This window comes from Faunimonas pinastri (assembly GCF_900110915.1).
Lineage (GTDB): Bacteria > Pseudomonadota > Alphaproteobacteria > Rhizobiales > Afifellaceae > Faunimonas > Faunimonas pinastri.
The window spans coordinates 118,592-135,066 of record NZ_FOFG01000010.1; the positions used below are offsets into that span (position 1 = coordinate 118,592).

The following is a 16,475-nucleotide window of genomic DNA, read 5'->3' on the forward strand; positions in this document are numbered from 1 at the left end:
GGGACGATGGCCAAGGTTCTGGTCGTGACATCAGGCAAGGGCGGCGTCGGCAAGACGACGTCCACGGCGGCTTTGGGTGCAGCACTGGCGCAGAATGGGAGCAACGTCGTCGTCATCGACTTCGACGTCGGCCTCCGCAATCTCGACCTCGTCATGGGCGCGGAACGTCGGGTCGTCTACGACCTGATCAACGTCGTGCAGGGCGATGCGAAGCTCGCGCAGGCTCTGATCCGCGACAAGCGGCTGGAAAACCTGTCTCTGCTCCCGGCCTCGCAGACGCGCGACAAGGACGCGCTGACGGAGGATGGCGTGGCGCGCGTGATCGAGGAGCTTCGCGAGAAGTTCGACTGGATCATCTGCGACAGTCCCGCCGGCATCGAACGCGGCGCGACGCTCGCCATGCGCCACGCGGACATGGCCGTCGTGGTCACCAATCCGGAAGTGTCGTCGGTTCGCGATTCCGACCGAATCATCGGCCTGCTCGATTCCAAGACGGCGCGCGCTGAGTCCGGCGAGCGCATGCCCAAGCACCTCCTGCTCACCCGCTACGACCAGGGACGGGCCGAACGCGGCGAGATGCTGAAGGTCGACGACGTGCTGGAGATCCTCTCCATCCCGCTGCTCGGCATCATTCCGGAAAGCGAGGAAGTTCTCCGCGCCTCCAATGTCGGCTCTCCCGTGACGATCAACAGCCCGACCAGCGCTCCGGCGCGGGCCTATGCGGAAGCCGCGCGCCGGCTGGCCGGCGAGGACATCGCCGTCACCGTTCCTTCGGAGAAGAAGGGCTTCTTCGGCAAGCTCTTCGGGCGGAGGGCTGCTGCATGAACCTGCTCAGCATCTTCAACAAGCGCACTTCCGCGCCGGTTGCCCGTGATCGCCTGCAGATCCTGCTGGCTCATGAGCGCAGCTATTCCGGTCAGTCGGATCTCGTGACCGCGTTGCGGGAAGAGATCCTCGCCGTGATCGCCAAGCACGTGAATGTCGATCGGGACAAGGTGCTGGTGAAAATGGACCGGGGCGATGCGGTCTCGACGCTCGAGGTCGATATCGAAATCCCGACGCCGACCAAGCCGAAGCTGGCGGCCAGCGCCTGAAGGAACTTCGGCGCGGGGTCAGCCGGTGAGCTGATGCAGGACGATGCCGGACGTCGTGGCGACGTTCAGGGAATCGAACCCTGTCGCCATGGGAATGCTCACCGTCTTCGTGCGGGCGAGCACTTCCGGCGAGAGTCCCGGCCCTTCCGCGCCGAAGATCACGGCCGTTCGACCTGACCTGACGAACCGGCGCAGCGGCGTTGCTCCGGCCGGGCTGAGGGAGACCGCCTCGAAACCGTGCCGCTCGATCAGCGCGATCCCGTCCTCGCCCTGGCCGAGCCGGGCATAGGGCACGCTCAGCGTCGCGCCGACGGAAACGCGCGTCGCCTTGCGATAAAGCGGATCGCAGCAGGTTTCGTCCAGCAGGAGGCCGTCCGCGCCGAACGCCGCGGCGTTGCGGAAAATACCGCCAATATTATCGTGGTTGGCAATGCCGAAAAGCACCACGATCAGCGCGTCGGGCCGGGCATTGGCGCAAAGTTCGTCGGCTGTCGGCGCTGCCATGCGCCGCCCGAGCGCCAGGATACCCCGATGGAGGTGGAAGCCTGCAATCCCGTCCAGAACAGCTTGCCCGGCGGTGTAGACAGGTATCGTGTCAGGCAATTCCGAGAGGATCGGCATCAGGCTTGTCAGCCGCTTCTCGGCGATCAAAACCGAGAGCGCCTCGTGATCCGGGCTGCGTGCGAGCATGCGCAGCACCACTTCGCCCTCGGCGATGAACAGACCCTGCCGGCCGACGAGATCGCGTTCGCGGATGTCGCGATAGCCGGCGATCCGCTCGTCAGCGGCGTCCTCGATTGCGATGATGTCGGGCATATAGAACCGCGTCCTGGTGACAGGCCCGGAATGGGCGACTTGGCGCGGCGAACAGACAAGATTGCGCCGCGACGGGTCAACCCGCCGCGGCCGGAAACTGACGTCAGGTCAGCGCAAGATCAATAGTGGCGCGTCTTCTTCGTCGTGGTCGTCGTGGTGGTCTTTGCCGGAGCCGGAGCCGGGGTCACGGCATCCACCGCATTGTTGGTATCGCGAGCGGCGCCGCGGAAGGTGTTGGCGCAGCCAGCCATGCTGAGGCCGGCGAGCGTCAGGGCGAGAAGAACGGAACCAGTGCGAATTGTCGTCATTGTATGCTCCCCACAAAAGGTACGGCCCGAACTGCGGGCGGCCTCAAGGCGGGACATCAACGTTCAACAAGCCTGACTGTTCCCGGCTTACTTTTCGGTCAGATTGTCACAGACACCGACACCGCCGCATCGTGCCGCGAACGCTCTTGGCCTGGAGGGCTGAGGCCCTAACTCATGTCCGAGCAAAGGATGCAGGCTGATGCGCAAGATCGATTTCGCGGGAAAGAGCGTGCCCGTCCTGGGCCAGGGCAGTTGGAAAATGGCGGACCGGCCGGCTGACCGGCAGGACGAGATTGCCGCGATCCGACGCGGCCTCGACCTTGGGATGACGCTGATCGACACGGCGGAAATGTATGGCGAGGGGGAGACGGAGACCTTGCTCGGGGAAGCCCTGGAAGGACGACGGGACGAGGTCTTCCTCGTCAGCAAGGTCTATCCGCACAATGCCGGTCGCCGCGAGGCTGTGAAGGCCTGCGAGCGCAGCCTTCGCCGGCTCGGGACGGATCGGCTGGACCTGTATCTCCTGCACTGGCCCGGCAGCATCCCGCTGGAGGACACCGTGGCCGCGTTCGATGAACTCATGCAGGCCGGCAAGATCGGCCGCTGGGGTGTCAGCAATTTCGACGTGGAGGACATGGAGGATCTCTTCGACGCGGGCGGAGAAGCCTGCGCGACCAACCAGATCCTCTACAACCTGACCCGCCGCGGCCCCGAGCGCGACCTGCTGCCCTGGCTTTCCGAACGCAACATCCCGGCGATGGCCTACAGCCCCGTCGAGCAGGGCCGGCTCACTCGCTCGCGTGCGCTGGGGGAAATCGCCGAGAGCCGCGGGGCCACGCCGGCCGAGATCGCGCTCGCATGGGTACTCCGCCGGCCCGACATGGTCGCGATTCCGAAAGCCTCGCGCATCCCGCATGTGGAGGAAAATCGCGGGGCGGCGGATCTGGAATTGACGTCGGCCGATTTGGAAAAGCTGGACAAGGCCTTTCCAGCGCCCTCGTCACGCAAGGCGCTGGAGATGCTGTGATGCGATCGCCGGTTCCACCGATCAGACGATGATCGGCGCGAGTTCCGGCCGGCCGAGAAGGCGAGCAGCGGCGGTGACGGTATTGGCCATCAGCAGCGCGATCGTCATGGGGCCGACGCCACCCGGCACCGGCGTGATCGCACCGGCGACCTTCACGGCACCGTCGAAATCCACGTCACCGACGATGCGCGTCTTGCCCTCACCCTTTTCCGGCGCGGCGATGCGGTTGATCCCGACATCGATGACGCAGGAGCCGGGCTTCACCCAATCGCCCTTCACCATCTGCGCCTGACCCACCGCCGCCACCAGGATATCCGCCCGCCGGCAGATCGCCGGCAGGTCGCGGGTCCAGCGGTGCGCCACGGTCACGGTGCAATTCTCCTGCAGGAGAAGCTGGACCACCGGCTTGCCGACGATATTGGAGCGTCCGATCACCACGGCATCGAGCCCGGAAAGATTGGGGCCGAGCGCATGCTTCATCAGGATGATGCTGCCGGCCGGCGTGCAAGGCATCAGGGCCTCGTCGCGAGCACCGGCGGACAGCCGTCCGACATTGATGGGGTGGAAGCCGTCGACATCCTTCTCCGGACTGACGGAGAGCAGCACCTTCTTCTCGTCGATATGCTTGGGCAGCGGCAACTGGACAAGGATGCCGTGGACGGCCGGATCGGCGTTGAGCCGCTGGATCAGCGCCAATAGATCGGTCTCGCTGGTTTCCACCGAGAGCGAATGCTGCTCGGAATGGAAGCCGCATTCCTCCGCCTTCAGGCTCTTGTTGCGGACATAGACGCGGCTTGCCGGATCTTCGCCGACCAGCACCACCGCCAGCCCCGGACGGACTCCGGTCTCGGCCTCCAGCTGGTTGCGAGCGCCCTTGACCCTCTCGATCACGCCGGCGGCCACCGCCTTGCCGTCGATGATGTCAGCCGTTCCGTTCGCTTCTCTTTCCACGTCCTGATCCCGATATCCGCCGGTCCGTCTTGCGGCGCACAATGGCCATATCCGGCTCGCCTCGCAACCTCCAGCGGAAGCCCGCCGGCGGCGGCGGCGCACAAAAAAGCTGCCGGCTTTCGCCGACAGCTTTTTCCTCCCGAATGAACAGGAGCGTTAGACGCGTCGTCCGCGAACCGCGCCGAAGATAGCGGAGATCAGGAACAGGACGATCGCAACGAAGAAAATGATCTTGGCAATCCCAACGGCAGTACCGGCGATACCACCGAAACCGAGAACAGCGGCGATCAGCGCGATCACCAGAAACGTCAGAGCCCAACCGAGCATAGCACCCTCCATCTCACGGCACGATCATCGTGCCTTCGCGAGACAAACGCGGAAAGCCGGCTTTGGTTCTCCCTTCAGACGAAATCGACTGCATCAATGTCTCCGAAGCTGTGGAAAAGTCCTCACGCACTCGCGTCAGCCGCCCTTTCCAGGCGTTCCAGCATCATGGACTGCACGAGGATCAGCGTCTTGGCATCCTCGATCGCGCCGGCTCGCGCCATGCGGAAGAGCTCGGGGATCGGGATCTCGACGATCTCGATGTCCTCTCCCTCATCCTCCACGCCGCCGCCCTTGCCGACGCGGTCGGTGGAGGAAACTTCCGCTATATAGAGGTACATCCGCTCGGTGAGCGTGCCCGCGGACGGAACGACGGAGCCGTGGGCCTTCAACTCGCGCAGGCGGAAGCCGACCTCCTCCTCCGCCTCGCGGCGAGCGCATTCCTCCGCGCCCTCGCCCGGATCGATGATGCCCGCGCACGCTTCCAGCAGGAACGGACCGTCGCCGACGCTCATCAGACCGGAGCGCCATTGCCGGACCAGAAAGGCCACGTCGCGGTCCGGGTCGATCGTCAGCACCACCGCCGCATGGCCGTGATCGACGACCTCTCGATCCGTCGTCCGCCGTTCTCCGTGCGCATCGGTGGTTTCGAAGACGACCTTCTCGACCGTGTTCCAGCCCTTGAAGATGAGCTCGCGGGAGACGATCCGGGGAGGAATGACGGTCATGGGGAACGATCCGGAAGAGGATGAAGGGAGGCCTGTCCTGATTGTCCGGATCGCGCCGCAAAGGCAACAGCCATATTGATGCGGGACCGTCCGCCGCCTTTCATTCGCCTTGGCCTGCCGCTAAACGAATGGTGAGGAGAGGCACATGCGTCCTGAAAGCAACGTCGTCGTCCGTCTGGAAGATTATCGCCCGACCGATTACCTCATCGAGCGGGTTTATCTGGACATCCAGCTTGAGCCGGAAGCCGCAACGATCACCTCGCGCCTGTCCCTGCATCTGCGCGAGGGGACTGCGCCCGGTACGCCGCTGGTGCTGGACGGCGACGCCCTCGTGCTTCGCAGGGCCGCGATCGATGGCGTCGAGCTTGCGCCGGACGCATTCGAGGCGAGCGCCGACCGCTTCACCCTCCGCGCACCGCCGGCCGAGCCTTTCGAGCTGCAGATCGTCACGGAGGTGAACCCCACCGCCAATACGGAGTTGATGGGGCTCTACCGATCCGGCGGCAATTACACCACGCAATGCGAGGCGGAAGGCTTCCGCCGCATCACCTACTTCCTCGACCGGCCGGACGTTCTCGCCGTCTATACGACACGCATCGAGGCCAGCAGGAGCGAAGCGCCGATCCTGCTCGGCAACGGCAACCCGGTGGAAACCGGAGATGTTGCGGGCACCGGCCGTCACTACGCGATCTGGCACGACCCCTTCCCCAAGCCGAGCTATCTCTTCGCCATGGTCGGCGGAGATCTCGCCTCCATCCATGACACCTTCCGCACCCGCTCCGGCCGGGAGGTGAAGCTCGCCATCTATTGCGAACGCGGCAAGGAAAGCCGCTGCCACTACGCGATGGACTCTCTGAAGCGGTCCATGAAGTGGGACGAGGATCGCTTCGGGCTGGAATACGACCTCGACGTGTTCAACATCGTCGCCGTGTCCGACTTCAACATGGGCGCGATGGAGAACAAGGGGCTCAACGTCTTCAACGACAAGTACGTGCTGGTCGATGCGGAGACGGGCACGGACTGGGACTACGCCCATGTCGAAGGCGTGATCGCCCATGAATATTTTCACAACTGGACCGGCAATCGCATCACCTGCCGCGACTGGTTCCAGCTTTGCCTGAAGGAAGGGCTGACCGTCTTCCGCGACCAGGAATTTTCCTCCGACATGCGTTCGCGCGCGGTGAAGCGCATCTCCGACGTGGCGAAGCTGCGGGAGCATCAGTTCCCCGAAGATGCCGGCCCGCTGGCGCACCCGGCGCGCCCGACCGCTTACCGCGAGATCAACAACTTCTACACGACGACGGTCTACGAGAAAGGCGCCGAGATCTGCCGCATGTTGCAGACCATCCTGGGGGAGGATGGCTTCCGCGCCGGCATGGACCTCTATTTCAGGCGCCACGACGGCGACGCGGCGACGATCGAGGATTTCCTCGCCTGCTTCGCCGACGCGACCGGCACCGACCTTTCGCAGTTCGCGCTCTGGTACCACCAGGCGGGCACGCCGATCCTGATCACGGAGCACGATTACGATGCGGCCGATGAAACGCTGACGCTCCGCCTGAGGCAGATCCTGCCGGAAACGCCGGACCGCCAGCGCAAGAGCCCCATGCACATTCCGGTCGCCTTCGGGCTCGTGGGCCCGGACGGTCAGGACCTGTCCTTCTCCCGCGCCACCGGCGCGCGGGTGGACGGCTCGGTGATCCACCTCACCGACCTGCAGGCGGAAGTGAAGCTCGAAGGGGTGAAGGCCCGGCCGATCCCGTCGTTGCTGCGCGGCTTCTCCGCGCCCGTCCGGCTGGAAACCGACCTCGGCATGGACGACCTGCTCTTCCTGGTCGGACACGATGCCGATCCGTTTAACCGCTGGGAAGCGGCGCAGACCATCGCGATGGATCTCCTGAAGCGTGCGACGGAAGAGATCCGGCAGGGCGCGACGCCGGTATTCGACGGCCGCTTTGCCGAAGAACTCGGACGGCTTGCGAGCGCCACGGAGCTCGATCCGGCTTTCCGCGCCCTCGCGCTCACCTTGCCCAGCGACATGGAAGTCGCTCAAGCCATTCGCACCAATGTCGACCCGGACGCGATCTTCGTCGCCCGCCGGGCGCTGCAGACGCATCTCGGCGATCGGATCGCGGACGCGCTCGCCGCTGCGGCACCCGCTGCCGATGCGAGCTACCGCCCGGATGCCGAAAGCGCCGGACGCCGCGCCTTCCGCCACGCGGCCTGGGCCTATGGTCTTGCCGCCGGCCGCATCACTTCCGCCGATCTCGCCGAAGCTTTCCACGGCGCCGGCAATCTCACCGATCGGCTGGCGGCCCTGCGCCTTGCCGTACATCGCGACCTCGATGATGCACCCGCCCTGCTGGAGGCATTCTACGAGCGCTACCGCGACGATCCGCTGGTCCTGGACAAGTGGTTCTCCGTGCAGGCGACCGTTCCGCAGCATTCCACGCTGGAGCGCGTGCAGGCGCTCAGCCGCCATCCCGCCTTCTCGATGAAGGTGCCGAACCGGGTATACGCGCTGATCCGCACCTTTGCGGCTGGTAATCCCGTCGCCTTCAACCGCCCGGATGGCGAGGGCTACCGGTACATGGTGGACATGGTCGCGGAGGTGGACCGGCACAATCCCTCGGTCGCCTCGCGGCTGACCACCGCGTTCCGCTCGTTCCGCATGATGGAGCCGTCGAGACGAGCAGCGGCCGAGGCTGCGCTCAAACGACTGGCCACGGTGCCGGAGCTCTCCAGAGACGTTTCCGACATCCTGATCCGGACGCTGGAGGGCTGAAAAGCCACAATCCTGAACCGTCTTAACAATTGGTTACGGCGAACTGGACAACGGGAATCGGCTCGATTCAAATCAGGCTGATTCGGGGAAGCGCCGCCCCGTTTCAGCCACAAAGGAGGGGGGATGGCCTTGGGTCGATGGGCCATAGCGTCTGGAGTGAAGAACGATCACGGGCTCAAGCGCCCGGAGCGTCCTGCGCTGGCCGGACATGCGCGGCTCTTCGTGCATCCCGCCTATCAGCGGCTCGTGGTCAACGAGCCCTTCATCAAGCGTTTCATCCCCTTCCTGATCATTCTCTTCGTGCTCGCGCTCGCGCTGATGCGCGTGATCGCGCTTTATGACATCCGGCAGGACATCAGCGACGCGGGTCAGGCGAAGCTCAGCCTGATCGCGAAGTCCGTCGCCACGGATCTCTTCGATACCGACCAGATCCAGACGAAGTCGCCGGAAGTCATGCAGGGCGAGCTGGAGACCTCTGCCCCCCCGGACGCTGCCAAGACGGGACGCCTCGTCCTTGCGGTGAACTCCGAAGAAAAGATCGTGGCCGCGGTGCCCCCGCAGCCGGACCTGCTGAACCGTTATCTCGACGACTGGATGGGGCCGGGCCAGCCGCTGACGACGCTGGGCGAGCGCGCCGGCGTGCTGCAGCTCACCCTGCCCTCGGGCGAGGACGTGATCGCGACGGTCTATAACGGCAAGAACAGCGCCGGATCGATTGCCGTGGTGCAGCCGGTTTCATCGCTCTATTCGGGCTGGCGGCGTCAGGTCTCGCGCGAAACCATCGTCTTCATCGCCACCAGCATCGTGCTGGTAATCCTCGGATTTGCCTTCCATGCGCAGGCCGCGCGCGCCCAGGAAGCCGACTCCATCTACCTGGAAACGGAGACGCGTTTCCACATGGCCCTTCGCCGTGGCCGCTCGGGCCTCTGGGACTGGGACCTCTCGCGCGGCGCGATCTTCTGGTCGCAGTCCATGTTCGAGATCCTGGGCCTTGCTCCGCGCGACGCCCTGCTCTCGATCCGCGAGGTCGCGCAGCTCGTCAATCCCGAAGACACCGACCTGATCGAACTGGCAAACGGACTCGTGCGCACCGGCGAAGGCCAGGTGGATCGCGAGTTTCGCATGCGCCACGCCGACGGGCACTGGGTCTGGGTTCGCGCCCGGGCGGAAGTGGTGCTCGACAAGCAGGACGACCCGCATCTCGTCGGGATCGCGGTAGACGTGACCGAACAGAAGCGCATGGCCGAAGCCTCGCGCATGGCGGACCTCCGGCTGCGCGACGCCATCGAGGCCATTTCGGAAGCCTTCGTGCTCTGGGATGCCAGCGACCGGCTGGTCATGTGCAACAGCAAGTACCAGCAGCTCTACGGCCTGCCCGACAATCTCGTGCGGCCGGGCACCGCCTACGAAGAGATCGTCAGCGGTGGCCGGCGACCTATCATCGCCAACGCCTTCCCGGCCTCCGGCTCGGATGTGGGCGCACGCTCGCTGGAAGCGCGGCTCGACGACGGGCGCTGGCTGCAGATCAACGAGCGCCGCACCAAGGATGGCGGCTTCGTCTCGGTCGGCACCGACATCACCACGCTGAAGGAAAACGAGAAACAGCTTCTGGAGAACGAGCGCGCGCTGACCGATACGGTCGCCGACCTCCGCCATTCCCGGCAACAGCTGGAGAAGCAGGCGCAGCAGCTCGTGGATCTCGCCGAGAAATACGCCGAGGAAAAGAACAAGGCCGAGGATGCCAGCCGCATCAAGTCGGAGTTCCTGGCCAATGTCTCGCACGAACTCCGAACGCCGCTGAACGCCATCATCGGCTTTTCCGAGATGATGCTGTCCGGCGTCTTTGGTGACCTGGGCGACGAGAAATACGCCGAATATTGCCGGGACATCCGGGAAAGCGGTCGCTTCCTGCTCTCCATCATCTCCGACATTCTCGACATGGCGCGGCTGGAGTCAGGGCGGCTCGACCTGGCGCCAGAGATCATCGAGGTGGGTAATCTCGTGGCCGAAGCCGTCGTTTCCCACGCGGACGAGGCCGAGCGTGGCCATGTCCAGATCATGACTGATGTGGTGCCCGAACTCGTATTCCAGGCCGATCGTAAGGCGGTGAGGCAGATCCTCTTCAACCTCGTGTCGAACGCGATCAAGTTCACGCCCTCGGGCGGCGCGGTAAAGGTTTCCGCCAGCCGTATGAAAGACGGTGTCTGCCTCATGGTGGAAGACACGGGCATCGGCATTCCGCAGACCGCCGTCGCCAAGCTTGGCCGCCCCTTCGAGCAGGTGCAGAGCCAGATGACGCGGAACCACAAGGGCTCCGGCCTCGGCCTCGCCATCGCCCGCTCTCTGGCCGTCCTGCACGGCGGCTACATGGAGATCGCTTCGGCGGAGGGCGTGGGCACAAAGATCTCGGTCTTCATGCCGATGCGGCCGCAGCAACCGCCGAAGGCATCGGCGGCCGCCTGAGCCATCCGGCATCCGTCGGCTGAGCGATCCGACTGATGCCGGATCGTCGTTGATAGGGTTTTGTTCTTACTGCGCCGCCGGCTTCGGAGCCGGGGCCACGTTCCCCGCCGGCAGCATGCCGCCCCGTGCAAAACGAGCCGTCAGTTCGGACGCATCGAGCTTGCCGTCGCCGTTCTTGTCAGCCTGCTTGAACAGCGCCACGGCCTGGGCATCTGCCTCTTGCCTGGAGATCCTGCCGTCCTTGTCGGTGTCGAAGCGCCGCATCACCGAGGCTGCGTAACGCTGGACCTGTGCCTGCCGCAGAGAGCGGAATTCGTCCATGCTGATCGAGCCGTCACCATTGGTATCGGCCCGCTTCATCATGGCCTCGGGCCGCTTGATCCGTGTCCCGGCGAGTTCGGCGGCCGAGATCTTACCGTCGCCGTTGGTGTCGAAGCGCTTGAAGCTGCGCTCGATGCCGCGCTGGCGCATCGCCGTGATGCGATCGGTCAATTCCTGCAGGCTGACGAAACCGTCGCCATTGGCATCGGTTGCCTTGAAGGTCGCTTCCTTGGACGCCAGGAACTCCTGCTGATCGACAAAACCGTCCTTGTTGGTGTCAAGCCGCTTCATCATTCCGGCCGCCCCGCGCGGCGGCTGCTGGCCGGCACCTGCTGTCTCCGTCTGCGCCAACGCGGCCGAAGCGCTTACACCCCCCAGAATGGCCGCCAGAATCGTCACCTTGAAACGCGAACCCATAAACTTCTCCTGTTTCCGGCGCACTTCGCCAACTCGCTCTCTCGCCCTTTGTAGGCTCAGGCGGATCCGTGAAGCTCACCCTTTGCTACGAAGGCGAGCGATTTCCGGTAGGCCTCCCGGGTTGCCGACTGCACCGCCGCAAGCGCGGACTGGAATACATCGAAGGCGAGCCTTTCCCCAGCGCCGGCAGGATCCTGCGCAAAGAAGGTTTCCTCCGCCAGGATCGACGGCAGCGCCCGTTCCGAATTCCACCGGGCCGTTGCACCGGCCGCGAGCTTGACGATGAGACGCTTCACGTCTTCCGGAGCCGCACTCGGATCGGCGAGAGTGTCGCCGACAATTCGCATCGCCTGCAAGATGGCGGTCTGCCATTCGTCGGAAAAGGCGAGCAGGTCGGCATCTCGAAGGGCAAGCGCACCCGTCTCCCCTGCCCGTACCAGCGTTTCGGAGGTCGTTTCCCCATCCCGCTTGGGCAGGCCCGCGAGCAGTGCGAGCTGCGCGATGAACTCGCAATCCATGATGCTGCCGATCCCGGTCTTGAGATCCCAGGCGCCGGCCCCGCGCGCATCCTCCACCCGGCTTCGCATGGACGCGACGTCTTCCACCAGCTTGCCCCGTTCGCGCTGCTGGGCGGTGACCTCGGCAATCGCCTGATCCACACGCAGGCAAAGCGCCGTGTCGCCGGCGACGGGACGCGCCCGCGAGAGCGCCATGTGCTCCCATGTCCAGGCTTCCTCCCGCTGATATCGCTCGAAAGCATCGACATGGGTCGCCAGCGGACCGGATCGGCCCGAGGGTCTGAGCCGGAGATCGACGAAATAGGCGATCCCCTCCGAGGTTGGAGCAGAGAGCGCGGAAACGAGCCGCTGCGTGAAGCGAGCGTAATATTGCGAGGGCGGAAGACCTCGAGCCCCATCGGAAATTGCGGCGCCGGCATCGTGATCGTAGATGATCAGCAGATCGAGGTCGGAGGTCGCCGTCATCTCTCGGCTGCCAAGTCGTCCCAGTGCAAGCACCAGTTCGCAACCGCCCGGGATAACGCCGTACTGGCGCCGGAAATCGGCGCGCGTCAGGTCCAGCAACTCACAGAGGGCGGCCTGCGCCAGATCGGAGAAGATCTCCGCGGCGTCGACGGAAGCAATCTGGCCGGTGATCAGCCGCACCGAGATCATGAAGCGCTGCTCGCCCACAAACAGGCGCACGCGATTGAGCGCATCCTCATGATCCCGGGACGCGGTCGTCGCCTCGTGCAGCTGTGCCCGGAACACCTCCAGCGTGCCGTCCTGCGCAAGGGATGCGGGATTGATCAGGGCGTCCACGACATGGGGGCGGCGGGCGAAGGTTTCGGCAAGGCGCGGCGCAGCTCCCAGAACGAAGACCAGCATATCGAGCAAAGCGGGATTGGAGGCGAGCAGCGAAAAGAGCTGCGCTCCAGCCGGCAAAGCGCGCAATAGCGCGTCGAAAGCTCCCAACGCCGCATCCGGATTGCCGCCGCGCGACATCGCGGTCAACAATCCCGGCGTGATTTCCGTCAGGCGCTCGCGCGCCTTGGTGGAACGCATGGCCGGAAAACGGCCGAAATGCCATGAGCGGATCGTTTCCGTGACCCGCTCCGGTTTTTCGAACTGCATGCGCCGCAGCGTCTCGAGCGTTTCCGGGTCGTCCTCCCCGCCGGTGAAGACAAGGCTGCCGACATCGGTGTCCAGCTCCGGAGCATTCTCGAAAAGCTCGGAGTAGAAGCGCGCGACGGTGGTAAGCGTGGCACGCATGCGTTTTTCGAAAGCTTCGGGATCTTCGAAGCCCATCAGACGGGCGATGCGGGCGCGCTCTTCCAGCGCGGTGGGATAGAGATGCGTCTGCTCGTCCCGCACCATCTGCAAGCGATGCTCGACGGTGCGGAGAAAGACGTAGGCTCCGTCGAGCTGGTCGCGAACGTCGCCGCTGAACCATCCCTTTTCAGCCAGCCCCGACAGCATGGGACGGGTCGCGCGCCCCCGCAGGGCGCGGTCGCGGCCGCCGGCGATAAGTTGCTGGGTCTGGGCGAAGAACTCGATCTCGCGAATACCCCCGCGTCCGCGCTTGATGTCGTGCCCAGCCACGGCGATCGCACCATGTCCCCGATGGGCATGCATCTGCCGTTTGATGGAATGGATGTCGGCGATCGCCGCGAAATCGAGGTATTTGCGCCAGATGAAGGGCGCGACCTCGCTCAGGAACGTCTCGCCGCACGCATGATCGCCGGCGCAGACGCGCGCCTTGATCATCGCCGCACGTTCCCAGTTCTGGCCCATGCTTTCGTAATAGATCAGCGCCGCCGGTAGCGAGAGGGCGAGGGGCGTCGCCCCGGGATCCGGCCGCAGCCGAAGATCGACGCGGAAGACGTAACTGTCAGCGGTACGCTCCTGCAGCAAAGCCACCAGTTGCCGGACGATCCTGACCCAGAACACCGAAGGCTCGATGCCCTCGGCAACCCCCGGCCGCTCGGGATCGTAGATCAGGATGATGTCGATATCGCTGGAGTAGTTCAGCTCGCGGGCGCCGTGCTTGCCCATCGCGAGGATCGCGAGGCCGCTTTCCGCTGGCAAAGCACCCCGCCAGCGGCCCTGCCGCTCGGCCTCCGAAAGCGAAAAGCGCAGCGCAGCGTCCAACGCCGCATCCGCAAGATCGCTGAGGCCGCCGGTTACCGTCTCCAGGTCGATGGCGCGGCCGAGATCGGCAAGGCCCAGCGTCAGCGCGACATCCTGCTTGGCGCGGCGCAGCGCCGACATGACGGCGCTCTTCTCTGTCCAGGATCCGGTCGAGATTTCGCGGATCAGTCTTGCGACACGTTCCTCGGGCGCTTCCTCGACGATGGCGAGCAGACGCAAAACATCCTTGGCCGCGAGGTCACAAAGGTAGGGGCAATCACCCAGCGCGCTGCCGAGAAACGCGGCGAGACGCTCGTCGGCCAGCACGCCTTCCATTTCCGCGACAAGACCCTGCTTCGCCGAGGCCTCGCGCAGGTGAACGAGCGCCCCCTCCGCAAACGGAGAAGCGGGCAAGGATTGCAGGCGCTGGCGGAGATCATCAGGCATCGGCGACGGCATCGCCGGCAGGAAACGACACAATGGCTCGCAAGCCCGGCTGATTGTCTTCCAGTTTCAAGCTTCCCCCGTGCAGTTGCGCCACGGCCGAGACGAGACTGAGGCCCAGCCCGGCGCCCGGCTTGGAACGGCTCTTCTCCAGGCGAACGAAGCGTTGCGTCACACGTTCCCTGTCCTCTGCCGGAATGCCGGACCCGTTGTCGGCAACCACCATCTCCACCCGGCCGCGATCCTGCCGGACGGTGATCGAAACTTTCGGTTCGCCACCGGCTTCATGGGCGTATTTGATCGCGTTATCGACCAGATTGGCAAGCGCCTGGCTGACGAGCTCGCGATTGGCTCGGATCTCGACCGCCGGGCAATCCTCCAGACGGAGATCGACGCCCGCTTCTTCGGCAAGCGGTTCGTAGAGTTCGAAGATGTCTCCCGCGATGGTCCCGAGCGGGATCCTGTCGAACTCCGCGTTGGAAGATCCCGCCTCGACACGCGCAATCATCAGGAGGGCGTTGAAAGTGCGGATCAGTTGATCCGCGTCCTCGATCGCAGCCTGCAGGGCTTCGCGATAGGCCGCTTCCCCGCCGCCCTGCGCCAGTGCCGCCTCCGCGCGGCTTCGCAGGCGGCTAAGCGGCGTCTTCAGGTCATGCGCGATGTTGTCCGAAACTTCCTTCAGCCCGACCATCAGCCGTTCGATGCGCACCAGCATCGCGTTGACGCTTTCCGCGAGACGATCGAATTCGTCGCGCGTGCCCGTCACTTCCAGCCGGCGGGAAAGATCGCCTGCAATGATGGTGCGGCTCGTTTCAGACATGGAATCGATGCGCCGCAGCACCCGCCGGGACACGAAGAGCCATGAGGCAAGGCCCAGCACAACCATCATGCCGAGCGTCAGGATCAGCGCCCGTTTGATGACGTGGGCGAGATAGTCACGCTCCCCGATGTCGCGCCCGACCAGCATCCTGAATCCACCGGGCAGTTCGACGACACGGACAAGCGCGGAATGGGAGCCGCTGCGATCCCCCTCGTCCAGCCGCGCATAAGGCACGGTCTGGACGCCGGTTCGCACCCCGTTCAGCACGCTTTCCGGCACGGCGGAGACATTCCCGGCGATCTTGTCGCCGTTCGCGTCCGCGATCAGATAAAGGCTGGCGCCAGGCTGGCGACTACGCCGGTCGATCACCAGAGCGAGGCGCGGAATGCCGCCCTGGCGGTACTCGTCCTCCAGCCCCTTCAACTCGGTATCGACCGCCTCGCGCATCTGGCTGGTCAGAAGCTGGGTCGTGGAACTCGCGATATAGCCGATCAGGAATGCGGCGAAGACGGAAAAGACCGCGAAATAGATGACGGAAAGCTTGAACGCCGTCGTGCGGAACAGGCGAAGTCGGGGATGATGCGGGCGGCCGATGTCAACCATCGTCGCGGATGACATAGCCGGCGCCGCGGACCGTATGAATCAGCGGCCGCTCGAATCCCTTGTCGATCTTGGAGCGCAGGCGCGACATGTGCACGTCGATCACGTTGGTCTGCGGATCGAAGTGGTAGTCCCAGACCTTTTCCAGCAGCATGGTGCGGGTCACCACGGTGCCGGCATTCTTCATCAGATATTCCAGGAGCCGGAACTCGCGCGGCTGCAGCAGAATCGGCTCGCTGCCCCGCACGACCGAGCGCGACAGGCGATCGAGCTGGAGGTCGCCGACCCGGTAGACTGTCTGCGCTTCCTGCGGGCTGTTTCGGCGCGCCAGGACCTCGACGCGGGCGAGCAGTTCGGAGAACGCATAGGGCTTTGGTAGATAATCGTCGCCACCGGCTCGCAATCCGGTGACGCGGTCGTCGACCTGGCCGAGCGCGGAAAGAATGAGAACCGGCGTCCGGTTCCCCTCGCCTCTCAAGCTCTCGATGACGGAAAGCCCGTCGCGACGGGGCAACATCCGATCGATGACGAGAACGTCGTAGATGCCTTCCCGAGCGATCGCCAGCCCGGTATCGCCGTCGCCGGCCTGATCGGCCACGTGACCGGCTTCCTTGAGAGCTTTCACCAGATAGGCGGAAGCCTCCTGATCGTCTTCGATGACGAGAACACGCATACTTGAATCGCCCTGGAGAAAGCGGGCCAATGAGGCGATCGGCGGGCACTGAATGCCCGCCGATCGTTCGATTTCAG

14 protein-coding genes are annotated in these 16,475 nt (G+C 64.8%); 5 read left to right on the top strand and 9 right to left on the bottom strand.

The genetic code is table 11. The features are described from left to right. Positions 1-6 precede the first annotated feature (6 nt). On the top strand, positions 7-825 hold the full coding sequence (gene minD / locus BMY25_RS13940) for a septum site-determining protein MinD (protein ID WP_092497565.1): 819 nt from the start codon (positions 7-9) through the stop codon (positions 823-825). Continuing rightward, positions 822-1,094, top strand: a complete 273-nt coding sequence (gene minE / locus BMY25_RS13945) for a cell division topological specificity factor MinE (RefSeq protein WP_092497567.1) — start codon at positions 822-824, stop codon at positions 1,092-1,094. The genes minD and minE overlap by 4 nt, the downstream gene beginning before the upstream one ends. Positions 1,095-1,112: 18 nt before the next feature. On the opposite strand, the gene BMY25_RS13950 is transcribed toward minE, so the two are convergent. Together BMY25_RS13950 and BMY25_RS21205 are read right to left on the bottom strand one after the other, a co-directional pair. After that, on the bottom strand, positions 1,113-1,910 hold the full coding sequence (locus tag BMY25_RS13950) for a TrmH family RNA methyltransferase (RefSeq protein WP_092497569.1): 798 nt from the start codon (positions 1,908-1,910) through the stop codon (positions 1,113-1,115). A 119-nt stretch (positions 1,911-2,029) separates the two neighbouring features. Further along, a complete protein-coding gene (locus BMY25_RS21205; protein WP_092497571.1) occupies positions 2,030-2,218 on the bottom strand; it encodes a hypothetical protein in 189 nt (62 codons plus the stop codon). Between the two features lie 199 nt (positions 2,219-2,417). On the opposite strand from BMY25_RS21205, the gene BMY25_RS13960 reads away from it, so the two are divergent. Next, positions 2,418-3,245 carry an aldo/keto reductase gene (locus BMY25_RS13960; RefSeq protein WP_092497573.1) on the top strand — a complete coding sequence of 276 codons (828 nt, stop codon included), beginning with the start codon at positions 2,418-2,420 and terminating at the stop codon, positions 3,243-3,245. Between the two features lie 21 nt (positions 3,246-3,266). Here BMY25_RS13960 and BMY25_RS13965 read toward each other — a convergent pair whose 3' ends face one another. From BMY25_RS13965 to BMY25_RS13975, 3 genes are all read right to left on the bottom strand, one after another. After that, positions 3,267-4,196 (bottom strand): bifunctional methylenetetrahydrofolate dehydrogenase/methenyltetrahydrofolate cyclohydrolase, encoded by a 930-nt coding sequence (locus BMY25_RS13965; protein WP_092497575.1) that lies wholly within the window; start codon positions 4,194-4,196, stop codon positions 3,267-3,269. Positions 4,197-4,352: 156 nt separating this feature from the next. Further along, entirely contained in the window at positions 4,353-4,523 is a 171-nt protein-coding gene (locus tag BMY25_RS13970; protein WP_092497577.1) for a DUF1328 domain-containing protein, read from the bottom strand. A gap of 122 nt (positions 4,524-4,645) precedes the next feature. After that, complete coding sequence (locus tag BMY25_RS13975; RefSeq protein ID WP_092497579.1) at positions 4,646-5,248, bottom strand: NUDIX domain-containing protein; 603 nt, start codon at positions 5,246-5,248, stop codon at positions 4,646-4,648. A gap of 145 nt (positions 5,249-5,393) precedes the next feature. Between BMY25_RS13975 and pepN the strand changes: the two genes are divergently transcribed. Together pepN and BMY25_RS13985 are read left to right on the top strand one after the other, a co-directional pair. Next, positions 5,394-8,033, top strand: a complete 2,640-nt coding sequence (gene pepN, locus BMY25_RS13980; RefSeq protein WP_092497581.1) for an aminopeptidase N — start codon at positions 5,394-5,396, stop codon at positions 8,031-8,033. 123 nt (positions 8,034-8,156) lie between these two features. Further along, complete coding sequence (locus BMY25_RS13985; RefSeq protein ID WP_092497583.1) at positions 8,157-10,496, top strand: PAS domain-containing sensor histidine kinase; 2,340 nt, start codon at positions 8,157-8,159, stop codon at positions 10,494-10,496. A gap of 66 nt (positions 10,497-10,562) precedes the next feature. Here the strand turns inward: BMY25_RS13985 and BMY25_RS13990 are convergent, their stop codons facing one another. From BMY25_RS13990 to BMY25_RS14005, 4 genes are read right to left on the bottom strand one after another with little or no spacing between them, the layout of a single operon-like run. After that, a complete protein-coding gene (locus BMY25_RS13990) occupies positions 10,563-11,234 on the bottom strand; it encodes an EF-hand domain-containing protein (protein WP_092497585.1) in 672 nt (223 codons plus the stop codon). Between the two features lie 56 nt (positions 11,235-11,290). Further along, positions 11,291-14,308, bottom strand: coding sequence for a bifunctional [glutamine synthetase] adenylyltransferase/[glutamine synthetase]-adenylyl-L-tyrosine phosphorylase (locus BMY25_RS13995; protein ID WP_177176864.1), 3,018 nt, complete (start codon positions 14,306-14,308; stop codon positions 11,291-11,293). Further along, positions 14,301-15,743 carry a sensor histidine kinase gene (locus BMY25_RS14000; protein WP_092497589.1) on the bottom strand — a complete coding sequence of 481 codons (1,443 nt, stop codon included), beginning with the start codon at positions 15,741-15,743 and terminating at the stop codon, positions 14,301-14,303. The genes BMY25_RS13995 and BMY25_RS14000 overlap by 8 nt, the downstream gene beginning before the upstream one ends. Further along, positions 15,721-16,398, bottom strand: a complete 678-nt coding sequence (locus BMY25_RS14005) for a winged helix-turn-helix domain-containing protein (RefSeq protein WP_092497591.1) — start codon at positions 16,396-16,398, stop codon at positions 15,721-15,723. The genes BMY25_RS14000 and BMY25_RS14005 overlap by 23 nt, the downstream gene beginning before the upstream one ends. Positions 16,399-16,475: the final 77 nt, after the last annotated feature.